We start from the raw sequence: 14847 nt of genomic DNA on the forward strand, positions 1-14847 counted from the left end.
TTCAGCAACAGGGGGCGAGTTCGGCGACGAGCGGCGCGCACAGCTCCGCATTGCCCGCGCAGCAATCCTTGACGAGGAACAGCGTCAGCGCGCGCAGTCCGTCGAGATTGGCGCGGTAGATGATTGACCGGCTATGACGTTCGAAGCGGACCAGACCGGCGCGGGCGAGAATGCCAAGGTGCGCCGACATGGTGTTTTGCGGCACGTCGAGCTGACGGGCAATTTCGCCGGCTGGCAGCCCGGCAGGTTCGTGGCGGACCAGCAGGCGGAACACATCCAGACGGGTTCCCTGCGCCAGCGCCCCGAGCGCAACGATAGCCGAATCACTTTCCATGAATCCAGCATAATGGATATATTTAGTCCTGCAAACGGCTTTTATTCGCCCGACCGGCGCACGCTCGTAGCTACCGTATGCTGTGGTAACGGCATTCTTGCGCAGCATTATGGCATGGACAGGGACCATGCGAACCTCGGCGGTTCACGACTAACCGCGTGCTATTGATTAATGCAGCATCGGACGTTGCATTAGCGCCGCGATATTGAAATTGTCCAATGTTCTGAGTGCCCATCTTCGGCCTTTGAGGGGCACCACTATCAGTCGGCTAAGTGACTGTTTTGGCTGGGTTTTTGTGCTTGCGTATGCGGCTCGCTCCCCCGGCTGTTCCCACATTTCATTCCGACTACAGCCGATCGATGGCGAACAGTGCCGGTCAAACGACCTTGCCTGATAGTCTCTCACGCTAGGTCAAAGGTCGAGGTCTATCTGCTCCGGGTGGATGTATGGCGGTGCCACGACATAGCCCTCAGCTGCCAAGCGCTGCAGCGACTCCACGTGCACCAGCCGTCGCCGACCGATCTTGACGGTGGTGATCTGACCGGCCGCGACCAACTCATAGAAGCGAGTTCGTCCGATGCTGATCATAGTAAGCGCCACCTTCACCGTGACGGTAAGAGGTTGCCGTAGAGTAAGGGCGCGAGCTGGCTCCCGAATGTCCTTCATTTCCCAGTCTCCTAGCAGGGAGGCTGGTGGGCTCTTCGACGCGTGTAACATAGGCCGGTTCGACGGCGAACAACAAGTCACCTAGAGGCTCGCGTCTGCATGCTACGTGATCCCGATCGACTACGAATATTGCGATATTTGTCAATAACTTGGTCAGTGGGATCGGTTGGGATCAAAAACTAGTCGCTTGGGATCAGCATGCGGGCGCACTCAGAGTGGCGGAAATGCGCCATTCTCTACAAGTGAAGCTTGCGTTCGGTGTGTATGCATTCCGAACCAGCATACGAGCTTTGCAGCATCGGCAGGCCTAGGTGAGCAGAATTTGATTCGCCTATTCGATAGGGATCTGCCGCCGATAGGCGGGCAAGAACAAAACCCTGATGCACGTCTTCACGATCAAAGCGAAAGCCGCAATCCAGCCCGATGGCGAACGAGACGGCCGATTCCGTATGCCTTGCCTAGAGCCTGCTGGCGTAGCGAAGATGATCCGCTACTGTAAGGACTTCTTCTGAAGGCGGCACTTTTCCGCGTCTCGGCACTGAAGGCATTGTACCCTAGCGCACGCCTTGGCACACGTTCGGCATGACCATTCGCTCTGCCCTTATCGCAGCATCGCTTGCCGTTCTGGCGTCCTGCACCGTCCCGCAGGTCGCTCCCCATGAAAGCGCCGACGGCGCGGTCGCAACCCGCCCACTCAAGATCGCGTCCTGGAATCTGGAGTTCTTGGCGGAGAAAGACGGCGCAGGATGCGAGCCGCGAACCGACGCGGATTATGCGGCCATGCGTCAGATCGTGGACACGCTTGATGCCGACGTGATCGCTTTCCAAGAGGCGGAGAATGAGGCGGCGGCGGCGCGGGTAATCGATCCGAGGCGCTACACGATCGTGATGGAGAAGCGCCCGGGTGCTGCGTCGGGCAGTTGCGGGGGCAAGCACCCTGAGCAGCAATTTATCCGTCAGGCCGTCGGGTTCGCGATCAGGAAGGGCATCGCGTTCGACCGCAATCCGGACGTCACGGCGCTACAACTGGGCAATCCGCAGTTGCGTTCGGGGGTCGACGTTCGAGTGCGGGCGCCGGGACACAAGCCCACACGGTTGCTCGCGGTCCATCTGAAGTCTGGCTGCTTTCAAGGCGATCGCGCTCAGGCTTGCGGCGTCCTTCAACAGCAGGTGCCGGTGTTGGAGGATTGGATCGACCGAGCGGCTGTCGGGTCCGATCGGTTCATCGTCCTGGGGGACTGGAACCGTCGCCTAGCCGAGGCTGGCGATGCAGTTTGGACCGAACTGGACGATGGCAATCCCGCCAACGCCGATCTGCGGCTGGCCGATGAAGGTGTGACGCCCCGTTGCGATCCTCGGTATCGCTCATTCATCGATCACATTGTCTTTGATCGTCGGGCGGCGGGACAGGCAAGCGGATTTGTCGAGACGACCTATGCGCCGGGCCAGAAGCATCTGTCGGATCACTGTCCGGTCAGCGCGCTCCTTTCGGGTTAAGTTAACAGAGCCTCCCGGTCGCCATAGCTGACGACATCTGGGAGGTGGTGAATGGCGAGTTTGGGTGGTTAGGGGACATTTTTTCGCATCCAGCCCGGCTCGACTTGTCTCGCTTTAGTGACGTGCTTCAGGCCCACGCTTGGCCTGCCAAACGCAAAACCCGACACTACTCCGTCGACGTGAGCCTCATAGAACAGGTGCTCGGGAGGAACGTTGGAGTCCGCACCTCTATAGCCGGGGAGAACCATACCGTCTGGCAGATCGGCCGTGACCCCGCCATCGCATGCGACTGGAAACATCATCGGACGCTGCTCGTAACCAGCGAAGATCAGGACCATGCCACTAAAGCGCTCGCCTCTCTGCAATTCGGCAGCGTGCCAGCACGGTGATAAAGTCGTTCGGTACGAGCCGCAGGCTGGAAGCGCCGCAAACGCGAGCGATGCTAGTAGTGGGTGAGCGAACCGCATAGCCTGACCATACATACGGCTTGTATGTCCGCAATTGGAGCAAAGCGGACGTCCAATCGCCGAGTGAACGCCATTAATTTGCGGGGCGTAACTGTTCGGCTCGGATCATCGGCTTTCCCGTCGCACCGTTTGGAATAACCTCTCCGGACAGATAAACGACCTGCTGGACGTTTCCGTTCTGATCAGCAGGCGCGGTTTGCACTATGCGATTATAGGCCTGCTCGGCAGCCGCCGCCGGAACGCCGAAACCAACGCTGGGACAATTGCGGCCCGAGACTGAGGCTCCGCACTCGATACAGCCATCGCCCGGCTTGTGGGCGAAGAGCACCGCTGTGCCTTCCACCTTGTCGCCGACCGACACCGACCAGCACTGGTCCGCAGCTATTTGGACGGTGCGCGACGCACACGATGAAAGCGTAACGACACCGATCACTAGAGGAAGAAGAAAGCGCACAGCTGCATCTTCACCAAACAGGCGAATGTCCGCAAGTGGGTGGATTGCGGACATTCGCGAGGCAAGCCAATATGGACTCATGCCGACCTATAAAGCGATTGATATTGGAGTTGCTCTTCGGGCAGTCGACAGTGACCTGATCGCGTTTGAGTGGAAAACGAACGGCATAAATGCGGTCTTCATCTTGCCGGATGATGACGCCCGCGCTCTGCGCGTTTCGTTCGACCGCCCCTGTATCGTGCGCCTGTCTGACGAGATGGCGGTGAGCACAGAAGAAGAGGACACGCCGAACGAAGGCTTGATTCCTAACCACTTCGCATACCGGATTGAAGGCGCTCGCTTTAGCCGCTCGCAATCTGAAGCCTGGAAGGAAGTCTTCGGGCCGGTAACTCACTTTCAGTTTGTAACTGGATGGGGATGCATGGACGTCCTGAGCGGCGGCTCGCCCTCTTTTTTGGTTATCCCTTGGCCATCTTGAATGTCCGCAACTGGGCGTGAGCGGCCTGTCTGCTATTGGTGGATAGCTGACGTGCGGCTTGCACTGATGCGCGGTCGATGCTCTACGCAGCGTCCTTATGGACCTCCGTCGCCAAGGCTTCTTTGAAGGCGCGAAAGCGCGGGACATGGTAATCGGCTGGGGAATCCTCGGAGTGCCAATTGCCACATTGTTGTTGCTTGGCGCACTCTTCTTAAAGGCCGAGCCAATACCTCGTCAGCAGGTGATCGGTTGTTATACAGCGGCGGGTGCACCCACACTACACATCCGCTTTGATGCCATATATGTCGGAAATAATCGTCAGGGTTCTTTCACTTACATCGCAGAGCCATACAAGGCCGGTTACCATTTGGCGGTCAATCCAGCATTGGGATTACATCCGATCAGCGCGGGCGGCTATGAGTTTTTGCCTGATCGCGGCATCGGTTATTTCTGGGAACTACTCCCTAATGGAACGGCTTCGCGTATGCGAGCCCCCAGCGATTATAGCGGTCGCTTTGAGATTATCGCTGCGGATGGAACCTCGGTCGTATACAGCCGAGCCGATGCGGCGGCCAAGTGTGGCCCATAGGATCCGCAAGTGGGCGAGAGCGGACCGTCCGCGATGGGTGGTTACCTGCCGTTACCGTCGAGCAGCGCTTTGATCTCGCTCACTGCACCGACAAGGTCTCCAGCGGGTAGAACGATCACATCGCTCGGTATCGGCTCGAAGCCCATCTTTGGTCCAAGGTTGCGATGAGGTTTAAGTTTAAGCTGAGCGTCATAACGGTCGATGCCGACCCGAATTGCATCTGTCATGAACGCCTTGAAGCTGCGGACGCCCGCCGCCCTGATAAAGGGCTGAAAAAGGCCTTTCCATTGGTCTCGGGTAGGGTGAGCGATCACTTTCTCCGACGCCTTTAATGCTTCTCCGATCGCCATCGCCACATCATCATTTGGCGTAGTCATCATCAAGGGGCGAGGATCGACTTCCAGGCCGAGACCCATCGATGTTCGAACGAGATAGCCGATAATCAGCTTATCCTTCACACGATAGGAGACGGCGGATTGCTTCATCGAGACGAGCATATAAGCGTAATCAAAGGCCGCAAGTGGGCGATAACGGACACTTTATGCGAGTGCCATCCGCGTCTATCGAGATCGGCTATGATGGAGGCTCACTTGGCGACGGTGAACATAGCCGGCGGTCTCGCGTGGGAAGCGCTGATGGCCACAATCGGCGACCAGCTACTCGTGGGGTTCGGCAGCTTTGAAAATTTGGGACAGCTCGAGGAGGCGCTCTACATAGCGCTTGAGAGGGACGGCCCGTCGGAGATCATTCACACCGGGGCACTTGCCGTCACGAGTGACCAACTGGCCTTATACCTCGACGTGCTCGCATCCGCAGCCGAAGGGGAGCCGTTAAAAGTTAGCTTCATGGCCGAAGCGGTGGGAGCATTGCTGACCCGGCATCATCAGCAGGATTAAGCTAAAACCGGCACGTGGCGTCCGCAAGTGGGGCGTGAGCCGCCATTCGTCAGTCCCAACGCAGGAGATTGGCGGCTGCCCTCCGCTTTGGAGAACATAATTCATCCCCGATGTACATCCAGACTATCCGCCCATCTTCTTCTGAATATCTAGCCATGCACGTATTAGCGACAATTGCTCTGTCGTATGTTACGGTCGCTATATTATAACCCGCAGCAAATGCCGCGATAGAAGAAACTATTATTACTGCGAAAAACGTGAGGATGCATCGTCTCATCTTTATCTCCTCGTGGGCGCAGCGAAATGTCTGCTCTCGGGCGTTAGCGGACCGTCCGCTTTTGTAGATAGCAGACCTTACGGGATGCCCGGCGAGCGATCCGCGTCCGTGCCCCGGCGCACACGAAACATAGAGAAGCCAGCTCGCTTGACCGCTTTCTGCACCTTAGCGACACATCGGTGGGGCGTGTGACTATCCTTCAGTATCTCAATCCCAGCCGATGCGTTGTAGTTTTGCCGCAACGTCTCGGTAAGCTGGTCGGCGTCCTCTCCGACATCGGTCATGAAAAACGTGCATCGTCCACGATCCGTGGCGATCCACACGACATAGCTATGAGAGAAGTCCATCGTGTCTGTCGAGGAGCCGGTCGCGACTTGAGCGGCAGAGGCGAGCAGAGCGAACGCAAGGGACATGAGGGGCAATCTGCCATGCGGCCCGGATGTCGGCAATTGGGCAGCAGCCGCTTGTCTGCTTGGGGTTGTTGGCAGACATCCCTCCGGCAAGGTAAGAGTGGGCCATGGCCGACCGCACGATGCTACAATTCGATTATGGTGAGGTGCACGGGGATGTGGTAACCGCCGTGCTCGGCCAGCGCGAGGAAGCGGCTAATTGGCAAGACATAGCGGTGGTGCTCGGGAGCCGTGCCCTAATCCTGCGGGTTGATCCGGACACTGACGAGATCGCGGTGCATCTTGAGGCAGCGCCAGAACTGGATAGCGGTTGGCTCGCTGTCGCCGAATTGTCGGACGTTGTTGGATTGGAGCTTGGGTGGTGCTGGGAGGGTCGAAATTACCGGGGTTATCTCGACATGTTCGCCCTATCGTTTTCCGGCCTTGAACCGCAGGTTTGCTTCATAGGCGAGGCCGCAACCATCAGCGTAAGGCGCATTCAGCCCGCCGCGTGAACGTCCGTTTGTGGGCGAGAGCGGACATTGCGGCCTTTCCTCGTTGCGAATAGCGGTCGGTCATGACTGAAAAACAGGCGATGTCCGGGAAAGCCATTTACGAGGTGTTCTTCGAGCACGGCGAGGTACGACCAGATTTTAAGAAGGAGTTCATTTCGCTGTGGCCGGGGTGGCTGGGTAAAGAGCGGCTTCACCTGTTGGATGAGGTCAGAGAAGAGGACTGGCTGAGGTTCAACCGAATGCTGTTGGCCACCTTCGAAGCCTTCCGGATGGGGGTAGTCGATCATTCAGATGAAACGATTAAATTTCCTACGCGCCTGGAGCCGTTCTTAAGCGACCATCAGAAAGCCATGCAAAAGGACGCGAGCCAGTTCCTCCAGTTCGTCATCCCCGCACTGGATTGTGTGCTCACGGAAGAGTGGGATTACACCTACATTCTCTGGCACCGAGACGTAAACACGCTGGAAGCGATAAAGCCGCTCCTTTGCGAGGCGAGGCTCGAACACTTTTCTGATTAGCGCCTTCACCGGATGCAAACTCAGATCGCGCTCCCGGACTTCCGCAAGTAGGCGTTTCCTGCCACAGCACCAGTAGGCATCTTCAACCTCTGGCACGCGATCGGCGTAGGTAATAGCATCCGGCCGCCCGACTCACGGGCAGGAGAAGACCAATGCGCTTGCTTGCCGTCATCGCATCCGCTTTTTCGCTTGTGGCTATCGCCACCCCATCAATCGCTGCGCCCTGCCGTGACGCGAAGGGGAAATTCGTGAAGTGCCCTGAGGCGGCCGCACCGAAGGCCACGCGCTGCAAGGCCGCGAATGGGCGGTTCGCTAAGTGCGGAACGCCTGGTGCGAAGCCGAACAAGTAACCCGCCGATCAGCAAGTGGCGCAGCGTTCTGGACTGGATTCAGATCTGCGCCCTTGCGCTGATCATGGGCTTGCCGGTGATCATCGCAATTGCCGGTTACGTCAGGCGTGCCATTCCGGTCATAGTGGCGGCATTGGACAGTTGACTAAACGTCGGTCCTAAATCCTAATCCCCGTAATGCTTCGCGAGCCGCGAATCAGAAACGGGGGGATGCCTAATGTTAAAGTATTGCCTGGCGGGCGCCATTGCGCTCGCTTCTGTCGCTACGCACGCGCAAGTTGCTCAGCCAACGCCTATCGCCGCTCCTGTTGCCAGCGCCGCCGTCCTGCGCGTCGGAACCGAGGTTCCTCTTCGCCTTTCTGAAGAGTTGACCACCAAGGGCAAGCAGCTACGCGTCGGGCAGCGCTTTCACCTTGAAACGGCCGAGCCGGTCGTCGTGAACGGCGTCACCGTCATTCCGGCTGGCAGCCCCGCAATGGGTGAGATCACCGACGTCCGTAACAAGGGCATGTGGGGCAAGTCGGGTCACCTTGCGGGCCGCGTCCTGTTCGTGACCGTCAACGGTCGCCAGATCCGCATGTCGGGTGCGTTCGACGACAAGGGCGTGACCGGGACGGCTGGCGTTGTGGGGGCGATCGCCCTGGTTCCGGTGGCGGGCTTCCTGATGACCGGCACCAGTGCCAAGGTCCCGGCCGGGTCGATCGTGAAGAGCTTCGTCGACGAAGACGTGCCGCTTTCGATTGCCGCCACCGCGCCGCCTCCGCTGGCGGTCAATGCGACCGTGCCGGTTGCGCCGCAGCCCGCGAAATGATTGCATGGGTCGGGGTGATAGATTGCCCCGACCTTACGCATCAGCGTCGGGCTGGCGAAAAGACGTGTGCACCCATCTGCCGTGGCATAGGCTGATTTGCTCCCGCGTCAGTATGCACCAGCCTACCTAACCGTTCTTAACTATAGTCAATATCATAAAGTTAACTCGAAGGCAGGCAGTTGGCCCGCCCTGCGCTGGGGGGCGCCAATGGATCGAAGGGACTGCCTCCGTGCAAAATCTCCGCATTTCGGGAAAGCTTATCGCATGCTTTTCCATCCTGCTGATCGCGCTCATGGGACTAGCGGCACTGGCCGTCGTTCGCTTGGGCGATATGCGGGACGTTGCGGTCAATCTGGGCGGCGAGCAGCGTTCCCAGTTGGAGGCGATCGCCGTTATCAACGCCAGTACCGCGACGTATCGTGCGACGGTTGGGCAGCATCTTTTGTCTGTTACGCCAGAAGATCGTGCGGTTGCGCAACGGCGGCTGAACGAACTTCGGGATCAGATAGCGGAGCGGACGCGCTGGCTTCGTCCACGTCTGGCTAACGATGAGACACGATCCGCGCTTGATGCCTTCGTCCGCGACTGGGCTGAGTATCAGTCCCACGCCAAGGAAACATTGCAGGCGGCAGCGGTCGGCTCACCGAAGGCGATCGAGCTTTTCCGGATCGCGCGGCCCTATTTCGTAACCGTCAACAAGGCGGCTGATACGCTGCGTATCAAACAATCCCGCGCGATTGATGCACTGGTTGAAGAGGCCGAGGCCAACTACGTCACCAGTCACAGGATCATGATTGGGACGGTGCTGGCGGTTGCGCTGCTGGCCATTGCCATGCTGATTCTTCTGGTTCGCCTTGTCGCACGTCCTGTGGGCGCGATGAGCGGCATGCTCGGCAAACTGGCGGCAGGAGAGCGCACCGTCTCCATTCCTGCGAACGACGCTCGGGATGAGGTTGGGGAAATGATGCGTGCGGCCATCGCCCTACGCGATCAACTCGCTCAGGCCGATAGGCAGAAAGACGAGCAAGCGGCACTGATAGTCTCCACGATTGGTGCAGGCATGCAGTCATTGGCGGCCGGTGATTTGACCGCTCGGATCAGCGTCACACTCGACGAGCCCTTTGCTTCGCTGGCTACCGACTTCAACAATGCTATGACCCAGGTCGAGCAGGCGATGATCGCGGTGAGCGGTGTTTCCGAAGGCCTTCGTGCAGCCTCGGGAGAGATCCGCTCAGCGTCCGAGGACTTGTCCCAGCGTACTGAGCAGCAGGCCGCTAGCTTGGAAGAGACGGCTGCCTCAATGCAGCAGATCACGGACATGGTAGGGCGTTCGGCATCTGACGCGAAACGTGCCGATACGGTGGCAGCAGACGCCAGCAGCGCTGCGCAAAATGGTGGGCAGGTCGTGCGCGATGCAGTTGCAGCCATGAGCGGTATCGAGCGGTCCAGCCATGAGATCTCGGAGATAATCAGCGTGATCGATGGCATCGCGTTCCAGACCAATCTTTTGGCGCTGAACGCCGGGGTCGAGGCGGCACGTGCTGGCGACGCGGGCAAGGGCTTTGCTGTCGTCGCCTCTGAAGTCCGGGCGCTGGCGCAGCGTTCGGCGGATGCGGCCAAGGACGTAAAGTCGCGAATCGTGGCCAGCAATCAGCAGATCGGGACGGGTGTTGAGCTAGTGGCGGAAACAGGGCGCTCGCTCGATCAGATCATCGGTCGAGTCCAAGAGATCACGACACTGATCAACAGCCTGGCTAACTCGGCGGAGCAGCAGGCTAGTGGCTTGGGTCAGGTCAATGTTGCAGTCGAGGAGATGGACGGCGTGACCCAGCGCAACGCTGCTATGGTTGAAGAAACGACCGCTGCGGCTCGTGAGCTGACGGACAAGGCGGACGAGTTGGCAGGGCATGTCGCACGCTTCCGGGTTGACGCGTCGGGGATTCGTGCGACCCAATCTACTGGCTCACGGACTCGGCTGGCTCCGAAACCTGCAATGCGTCTTGTCTCCGGAGGCGGCGCAGCATTTTCCGAGGATTGGTCGGAATTTTGAACAGCTTGAAGCCCGGCGGCGCTGATGCCGCCGGGCTTCAAGCTAGCCTAAACCCAAGGGAAACAGCCCCTTAGCAGAGCGTTGAAGCGGCTTACGGCAACCCAGGGGCAGTCGAGCACATGTGTAACCGAGCCCGATTTGATGGCGAGCCGCAGACGATATTTCAGTCGGCTGCCAAGCTGTTTGACGAGCGGCCGCGCGATAACCGCTTCCACCCGCAGGAATTGCGTCCCAAGGCGCGCAGCTACGTGATCCGCGAACAGGATGGCGAGCGCGCCTGGGACGTCATGTCCTGGGATGTGCTGGGCGGGAAAGCGCCGTACCCAATGACTAACGTGCGCAACCTAGAACTGCCGCAATGGCGACGCCTGGCCGCTGATCCCGCGAACCGCTGCATCATTCCGCTCACGGAGTTTTGCGAGTTCACCCCCGACCGCCACGACTTGGGGGACGGAAAGCCGCCGCTCAAAGGCGAGATGTGGTTCAGCGTGACCGATCAGCCGACTTTCGCTGTCGCGGGGTTCTGGCAGCAGACGGCTGAGGGCCGGTCGTTCGCGATGGTTACCTGCGACGCGAACGAACTGGTCGAGCCCATTCACCCAAAGGCGATGATCACCGTCTTACGTCCTGAGGATGTGACGACATGGCTGCGCGCACCGGCAGAACAAGCGGTGACGCTCCAGCGCCCGTACCGTGCGGATCGAATGAAAGTGCGTGGGCCCGTGTTTCCAACGAGGGAACGTTAGGACCAGGCCGCCGAGCATGTGGCCAGTATTTGCTCTCGATCAATCGGATAGAATTGATCGTATTTATCGTCTAGAGACGATAGGCGTTACCAGATATTGGGCCTGCGTCCTTGGGGAGTAGCTACCCGCAGTAGCGGGGTTGCCGTCAACATCCTTGAGCCATCGGCTCGTGGCGGTAGCAGCAGGTTCGTCCTGCCCGGCGAGACCAATGATGCAGCACTCCGCTTTGTGGCCACGGGTGCATGCATCGTTTGGTTTGCTGGCCCTGAGTAATGACGTGATGCCCGGAATTTTGACGCTTGGCGCTTTGGGCGCAAGCCTGTCTGTCGATGCTTTCGCGGCGGCGTTGGGCAAAGGGGCGACCGGAGGACGATCCCGCCTTCGTGATGCGGTTAAAGTCGGCATTGTGTTCGGGTTTTTCGAGGCTCTGACGCCTGCACTCGGCTGGCTGCTTGGCTTTGCGCTGAATGACTGGATTGCCGATTACGACCATTGGGTCGCGTTCACGCTACTGTTCGCGGTTGGCGCCTATACGATCCGGGAAGCCTGGACGAGTGAAGGCGATGCGCGCCCAATTGACAGCGATACCAAGCCCAGCATGCTCCGGCTCGCTGCAACGGCGATCGCAACGAGCGTCGACGCGGCGGCCGTCGGTGTGACCCTGGCCCTTATGGACGTCAACATTTGGGCTGCCTGCATGGTTATTGGCGGGACGACGACGTTGATGGCGACCATCGGCGTCATGCTGGGCAAGCATATTGGTCCTTACCTTGGTCGGTACGCTGGCATCCTAGGCGGCTTTGTCCTGATCGTCATCGGCGGATTAATCCTGGCTCAGCATCTGTCATCTTGATCAGAAGAGCGGGACGGGGTCGCGGGGCGTGGCCGTATTTACGTCTCGCTATTATGCGGCTGGGCGCTGGATAGCCGTTCAACAGCTCAATGGTCGAGCCATGTCGCGAATGACGCCCGCTGTCCGAAACATGGCGTTCTGCAACCAATTGCCCGTTCACCTAGCGAACGGCTGCCTCGGCTATCGCAACGGTTGCAGCCCTGCCTCTCCGGCGTTCCATTTCCTGTGCGGGCGACGCGCCCTGTCCGAACGACGACTTGGCGGCGGTCTGCGGCTTGAACCGCTGGTCCAAGTACCCGCCCGCAATCGAGCCGCCCAGTACCGTGGCACCAATTATACCCACACCGAGGAAACCTGTGCTGCGTCTCATGCGACCACTCCCAGATCGGTACAAGGAATTGTAGGTTAGAGGCTGGGGAAACGGCGCAGTCTGGGGCAGGGTCCGTGCGACACGTTTTGTTACAGCGTCCGTGCATCACGCCCGAACCGTCGGCACCTCATCAATCCGCGTCGTCCACGCAGGCGACCGCATCTCTGATCGCAGACGCCATTGCCGTTTAAATCCCTGTCCGGCCGTGACTGCCGTGAATGTCCCGAAGCGTCCGTTCACCTCGTCCAGCGCAGCCATGAGACGGTCGCGCTTTTCCGTATCTGCCTCGAATAGCGTTCGAGGGCGATCAGTCGCCGCCATCAGGTCGTCGAGCAAGATCCCGGCCTTCGTATAGGCGTATCCATCCCGCCAGGCTCGCTCGGCACAACGTCGAGCGGCAGCGATCAATTCCAGGCTATCGCTCGTCATCGGATGCAGCGTCACCGCGCGGGACCCGGCATACTGTGGCCGGTCGGGCTTGTGCTTGTTGGTATGGAAGAACGCCGTCAGTCGCCCTGCGACGAGGCCATGGTTGCGCAGCTTCTCTCCAGCCTGCAGCGCATATTGGGATAGCGCGCCCATCAGGCCATCGAAGTCAGTCACAGGCGTCCCGAAGGACCGCGTGACGGCCATGCCCTTCCGCTGCGGCTCGACCGCCTCAACAGCGTCAGCGGGGATGCCGCGCAGCTCAGCGACCAGTCGCTCTAGGACTACCGTACCTACGCCCCGAGCCTGCTTCATGGGCATATCCCGAAGCCCGGCGGCGGTGGTTACGCCCAGCGCTGCCAGCTTTAGCGCCGTGGCCTTGCCGACACCCCATACGTCACCGACGGGGAAAGCCCGCATCACGTCCTTGCGGAGACGTTCGTCGCGAAGGTCAGCGACACCGCCGAAGCGCGGCTGCTTCTTCGCAGCGGCGTTCGCCAGCTTGGCCAGCGTCTTGGTATCGGCAATGCCGACACAGGTGGGAATTGTCGTCCAGCGCAGGACCTGAGCGCGGAGGCGATGGGCATGGTCGACAAGGTCGCGGTCATCGAACCCGGCAAGGTCGAGGAATATCTCGTCGATCGAGTATATTTCGAAGTCCCGGACGAACGCCTGGCAGGCAGCCAGGACGCGGCGCTGCATGTCGCCATAAAGCGTGTAGTTGGACGAGCGGACCTGAATGCCGTGGCGTCGGATCAGGTCACGCAGGTGATGGGCCGGATCACCCATCTTGATGCCCAACGCCTTCGCTTCGGCAGAGCGCGCAATGGCGCAACCGTCGTTATTGGACAGCACGATGACCGGCACGCCCACCAGGCCGGCGTCAAATGCGCGCTCGCAGCTCACGTAATAGTTGTTGCAGTCGATCAGGGCGATTGGCGAGGTCATACGACCTTGCGCGCTACGCCCACCACGACGCCCCAAATCTCGACATACTCGTCGACGAGTATGTGTGAGAAGCCATCAGCCTCTGGGACGAGCCAATAGCGGCCGTCCATCTGCTTGAGGCGCTTCAGCGTGCGGTCGCCATGGACCAGCGCGACGACGATGGAACCGGCGCGGGCTCGCTTGGCACGGTTGACCACGATCAGGTCGCCATCGGTAATCCCGGCGCCCGCCATAGATCCGCCTTCGACCCGCATGATGTAACTGGCGGCCGGATGCTCGACGAGCCACGCCCCCAGATCGATCGGTTCTTCCATGTCGTCCTGAGCAGGCGAGGGGAAACCGGCCGGGGTTCGGCACAGAAAGAAGGGCACCTCGCGCGCGATGAGGTCGAACGGCACGTCATGCAGGCGCATCGCAGGCTGGGATGTCACGTGACGGGAAGCGCGAGTTGTTCGCCAGCGGCGGCCAGGCAGGCACGTGCCGCCAAGGCCCCATCGACCGCCTGACGGTAATGCACGGTCCCGTATCGCTCCGCTTCATCGAACGCGAACTGCGCCCATTCGTCTGAGGGGTAGCAGGCCTCGTAGATAGCGCGCGCTGCTTCGCGCAGGCGGGGGTCGTGCTGCATCATGCTCATATTCCAGCGATTCGTGACCCGGCCTAGCTGGAACGAAAAGGGAACATAGGTCAAGGGGTTGGATGAGGTGCTGACGTCCCGATGGGCCGGAGTCCGCGTCGCTGGTTGCTGATTGGGTCGACGCGTACGCCCTTGTGCTATTAGGAACTGCGGGTCTACACCCTTTATAAGGGAGAGCATCATGTTTGAAGTCGGGCGACGTTATCGCATCACCACGGCAGATCACGATGGTACGGGTTACAGCTCGGTCACCGTGGCGGCATGGGAGGCGCCTCTCTTAAAGGTGGAGCGTCTCGGCAGCTACGAGATTATCAACACCGCAGCGCCTCAGTTTGTATCGGGAGAACCAGATGACGAAGCGTATCGAACTGCGCAGACTGCAGCGGCCAAGGACATTGCTGACAGCTTTAGCGTCAAGTTTTTGGGCAGGGACGGCTGAGCGGTTAGCGGCAACTCTAGGTCGTGAACCCATAAACGGCTGACATGCGGGCCTCAGTCAACGCGGTTGCGATAGAGCGGCATGCATCAGACTAAGTTCCATCGCTACGAAGGTGCCGGCGAACCAAAGCCGAACGA

General features: G+C 59.7%; 18 protein-coding genes and 1 riboswitch. Of the genes, 11 read left to right on the forward strand and 7 right to left on the reverse strand.

Features of this window, described 5'->3' with window-relative positions; translation table 11 throughout:
• Position 1 precedes the first annotated feature (1 nt).
• Both NS355_RS05705 and NS355_RS18145 read right to left on the reverse strand, forming a co-directional pair.
• Positions 2-334 (reverse strand): ArsR/SmtB family transcription factor, encoded by a 333-nt coding sequence (locus tag NS355_RS05705; RefSeq protein ID WP_058744822.1) that lies wholly within the window; start codon positions 332-334, stop codon positions 2-4.
• Positions 335-745: 411 nt separating this feature from the next.
• Positions 746-1000: a helix-turn-helix domain-containing protein gene (locus tag NS355_RS18145; RefSeq protein WP_209445026.1), complete on the reverse strand. Its 255-nt coding sequence runs from the start codon at positions 998-1000 to the stop codon at positions 746-748.
• A gap of 582 nt (positions 1001-1582) precedes the next feature.
• On the opposite strand from NS355_RS18145, the gene NS355_RS05715 reads away from it, so the two are divergent.
• Positions 1583-2497: an endonuclease/exonuclease/phosphatase family protein gene (locus tag NS355_RS05715; protein WP_058744824.1), complete on the forward strand. Its 915-nt coding sequence runs from the start codon at positions 1583-1585 to the stop codon at positions 2495-2497.
• A gap of 540 nt (positions 2498-3037) precedes the next feature.
• Here the strand turns inward: NS355_RS05715 and NS355_RS18610 are convergent.
• On the reverse strand, positions 3038-3472 hold the full coding sequence (locus NS355_RS18610) for a hypothetical protein (RefSeq protein ID WP_153008074.1): 435 nt from the start codon (positions 3470-3472) through the stop codon (positions 3038-3040).
• 25 nt (positions 3473-3497) lie between these two features.
• On the opposite strand from NS355_RS18610, the gene NS355_RS19200 reads away from it, so the two are divergent.
• Together NS355_RS19200 and NS355_RS18615 are read left to right on the forward strand one after the other, a co-directional pair.
• Positions 3498-3896 carry a hypothetical protein gene (locus tag NS355_RS19200; protein ID WP_058744840.1) on the forward strand — a complete coding sequence of 133 codons (399 nt, stop codon included), beginning with the start codon at positions 3498-3500 and terminating at the stop codon, positions 3894-3896.
• Between the two features lie 97 nt (positions 3897-3993).
• A complete protein-coding gene (locus NS355_RS18615) occupies positions 3994-4485 on the forward strand; it encodes a hypothetical protein (protein ID WP_153008075.1) in 492 nt (163 codons plus the stop codon).
• 41 nt (positions 4486-4526) lie between these two features.
• Here the strand turns inward: NS355_RS18615 and NS355_RS05730 are convergent, their stop codons facing one another.
• Complete coding sequence (locus NS355_RS05730) at positions 4527-4970, reverse strand: hypothetical protein (RefSeq protein WP_153008076.1); 444 nt, start codon at positions 4968-4970, stop codon at positions 4527-4529.
• Between the two features lie 105 nt (positions 4971-5075).
• Here NS355_RS05730 and NS355_RS05735 point away from each other — a divergent pair, with 105 nt between their 5' ends.
• From NS355_RS05735 to NS355_RS05770, 7 genes are all read left to right on the forward strand, one after another.
• Positions 5076-5381: a hypothetical protein gene (locus NS355_RS05735; RefSeq protein ID WP_153008077.1), complete on the forward strand. Its 306-nt coding sequence runs from the start codon at positions 5076-5078 to the stop codon at positions 5379-5381.
• 794 nt (positions 5382-6175) lie between these two features.
• Complete coding sequence (locus tag NS355_RS05745) at positions 6176-6562, forward strand: DUF6334 family protein (RefSeq protein ID WP_058744829.1); 387 nt, start codon at positions 6176-6178, stop codon at positions 6560-6562.
• Positions 6563-6624: 62 nt separating this feature from the next.
• Positions 6625-7080, forward strand: coding sequence for a hypothetical protein (locus NS355_RS05750; RefSeq protein ID WP_058744830.1), 456 nt, complete (start codon positions 6625-6627; stop codon positions 7078-7080).
• Positions 7081-7797: 717 nt separating this feature from the next.
• Positions 7798-8241 (forward strand): hypothetical protein, encoded by a 444-nt coding sequence (locus tag NS355_RS05755; protein WP_430726996.1) that lies wholly within the window; start codon positions 7798-7800, stop codon positions 8239-8241.
• Positions 8242-8470: 229 nt separating this feature from the next.
• Positions 8471-10291, forward strand: coding sequence for a methyl-accepting chemotaxis protein (locus tag NS355_RS05760; RefSeq protein WP_058744832.1), 1821 nt, complete (start codon positions 8471-8473; stop codon positions 10289-10291).
• 119 nt (positions 10292-10410) lie between these two features.
• Entirely contained in the window at positions 10411-11037 is a 627-nt protein-coding gene (locus NS355_RS05765) for an SOS response-associated peptidase family protein (RefSeq protein ID WP_058744833.1), read from the forward strand.
• A gap of 100 nt (positions 11038-11137) precedes the next feature.
• A riboswitch (yybP-ykoY riboswitch) is annotated at positions 11138-11311 on the forward strand.
• A complete protein-coding gene (locus NS355_RS05770; RefSeq protein ID WP_430726997.1) occupies positions 11276-11890 on the forward strand; it encodes a manganese efflux pump MntP family protein in 615 nt (204 codons plus the stop codon). Its footprint overlaps the riboswitch before it by 36 nt.
• A gap of 475 nt (positions 11891-12365) precedes the next feature.
• Here NS355_RS05770 and NS355_RS05780 read toward each other — a convergent pair whose 3' ends face one another.
• The 3 genes from NS355_RS05780 to NS355_RS05790 are packed head-to-tail and all read right to left on the reverse strand — an operon-like array spanning position 12366 to position 14265.
• Positions 12366-13634, reverse strand: coding sequence for a Y-family DNA polymerase (locus NS355_RS05780; protein WP_058744835.1), 1269 nt, complete (start codon positions 13632-13634; stop codon positions 12366-12368).
• Complete coding sequence (locus NS355_RS05785) at positions 13631-14047, reverse strand: LexA family protein (protein WP_058744836.1); 417 nt, start codon at positions 14045-14047, stop codon at positions 13631-13633. The genes NS355_RS05780 and NS355_RS05785 overlap by 4 nt, the downstream gene beginning before the upstream one ends.
• 14 nt (positions 14048-14061) lie before the next feature.
• Complete coding sequence (locus NS355_RS05790; protein WP_373461803.1) at positions 14062-14265, reverse strand: hypothetical protein; 204 nt, start codon at positions 14263-14265, stop codon at positions 14062-14064.
• Positions 14266-14452: 187 nt separating this feature from the next.
• Here NS355_RS05790 and NS355_RS05795 point away from each other — a divergent pair, with 187 nt between their 5' ends.
• Positions 14453-14710 carry a hypothetical protein gene (locus tag NS355_RS05795; RefSeq protein ID WP_058744837.1) on the forward strand — a complete coding sequence of 86 codons (258 nt, stop codon included), beginning with the start codon at positions 14453-14455 and terminating at the stop codon, positions 14708-14710.
• The last annotated feature ends 137 nt before the right edge of the window (positions 14711-14847 follow it).

The organism is Sphingomonas yabuuchiae (assembly GCF_001477495.1).
In the GTDB taxonomy this organism is placed as follows: domain Bacteria; phylum Pseudomonadota; class Alphaproteobacteria; order Sphingomonadales; family Sphingomonadaceae; genus Sphingomonas; species Sphingomonas yabuuchiae_A.

Coding starts and splice junctions, on each gene's coding strand:
- NS355_RS05705 (WP_058744822.1), bottom strand. CDS start 334: ATGGAAAGTGATTCGGCTATCGTTGCGCTCGGGGCGCTGGCGCAGGGA.
- NS355_RS18145 (WP_209445026.1), bottom strand. CDS start 1,000: ATGAAGGACATTCGGGAGCCAGCTCGCGCCCTTACTCTACGGCAACCT.
- NS355_RS05715 (WP_058744824.1), top strand. CDS start 1,583: ATGACCATTCGCTCTGCCCTTATCGCAGCATCGCTTGCCGTTCTGGCG.
- NS355_RS18610 (WP_153008074.1), bottom strand. CDS start 3,472: ATGTCCGCAATCCACCCACTTGCGGACATTCGCCTGTTTGGTGAAGAT.
- NS355_RS19200 (WP_058744840.1), top strand. CDS start 3,498: ATGCCGACCTATAAAGCGATTGATATTGGAGTTGCTCTTCGGGCAGTC.
- NS355_RS18615 (WP_153008075.1), top strand. CDS start 3,994: ATGGACCTCCGTCGCCAAGGCTTCTTTGAAGGCGCGAAAGCGCGGGAC.
- NS355_RS05730 (WP_153008076.1), bottom strand. CDS start 4,970: ATGAAGCAATCCGCCGTCTCCTATCGTGTGAAGGATAAGCTGATTATC.
- NS355_RS05745 (WP_058744829.1), top strand. CDS start 6,176: ATGGCCGACCGCACGATGCTACAATTCGATTATGGTGAGGTGCACGGG.
- NS355_RS05750 (WP_058744830.1), top strand. CDS start 6,625: ATGACTGAAAAACAGGCGATGTCCGGGAAAGCCATTTACGAGGTGTTC.
- NS355_RS05765 (WP_058744833.1), top strand. CDS start 10,411: ATGTGTAACCGAGCCCGATTTGATGGCGAGCCGCAGACGATATTTCAG.
- NS355_RS05780 (WP_058744835.1), bottom strand. CDS start 13,634: ATGACCTCGCCAATCGCCCTGATCGACTGCAACAACTATTACGTGAGC.
- NS355_RS05785 (WP_058744836.1), bottom strand. CDS start 14,047: ATGCGCCTGCATGACGTGCCGTTCGACCTCATCGCGCGCGAGGTGCCC.
- NS355_RS05790 (WP_373461803.1), bottom strand. CDS start 14,265: ATGATGCAGCACGACCCCCGCCTGCGCGAAGCAGCGCGCGCTATCTAC.
- NS355_RS05795 (WP_058744837.1), top strand. CDS start 14,453: ATGTTTGAAGTCGGGCGACGTTATCGCATCACCACGGCAGATCACGAT.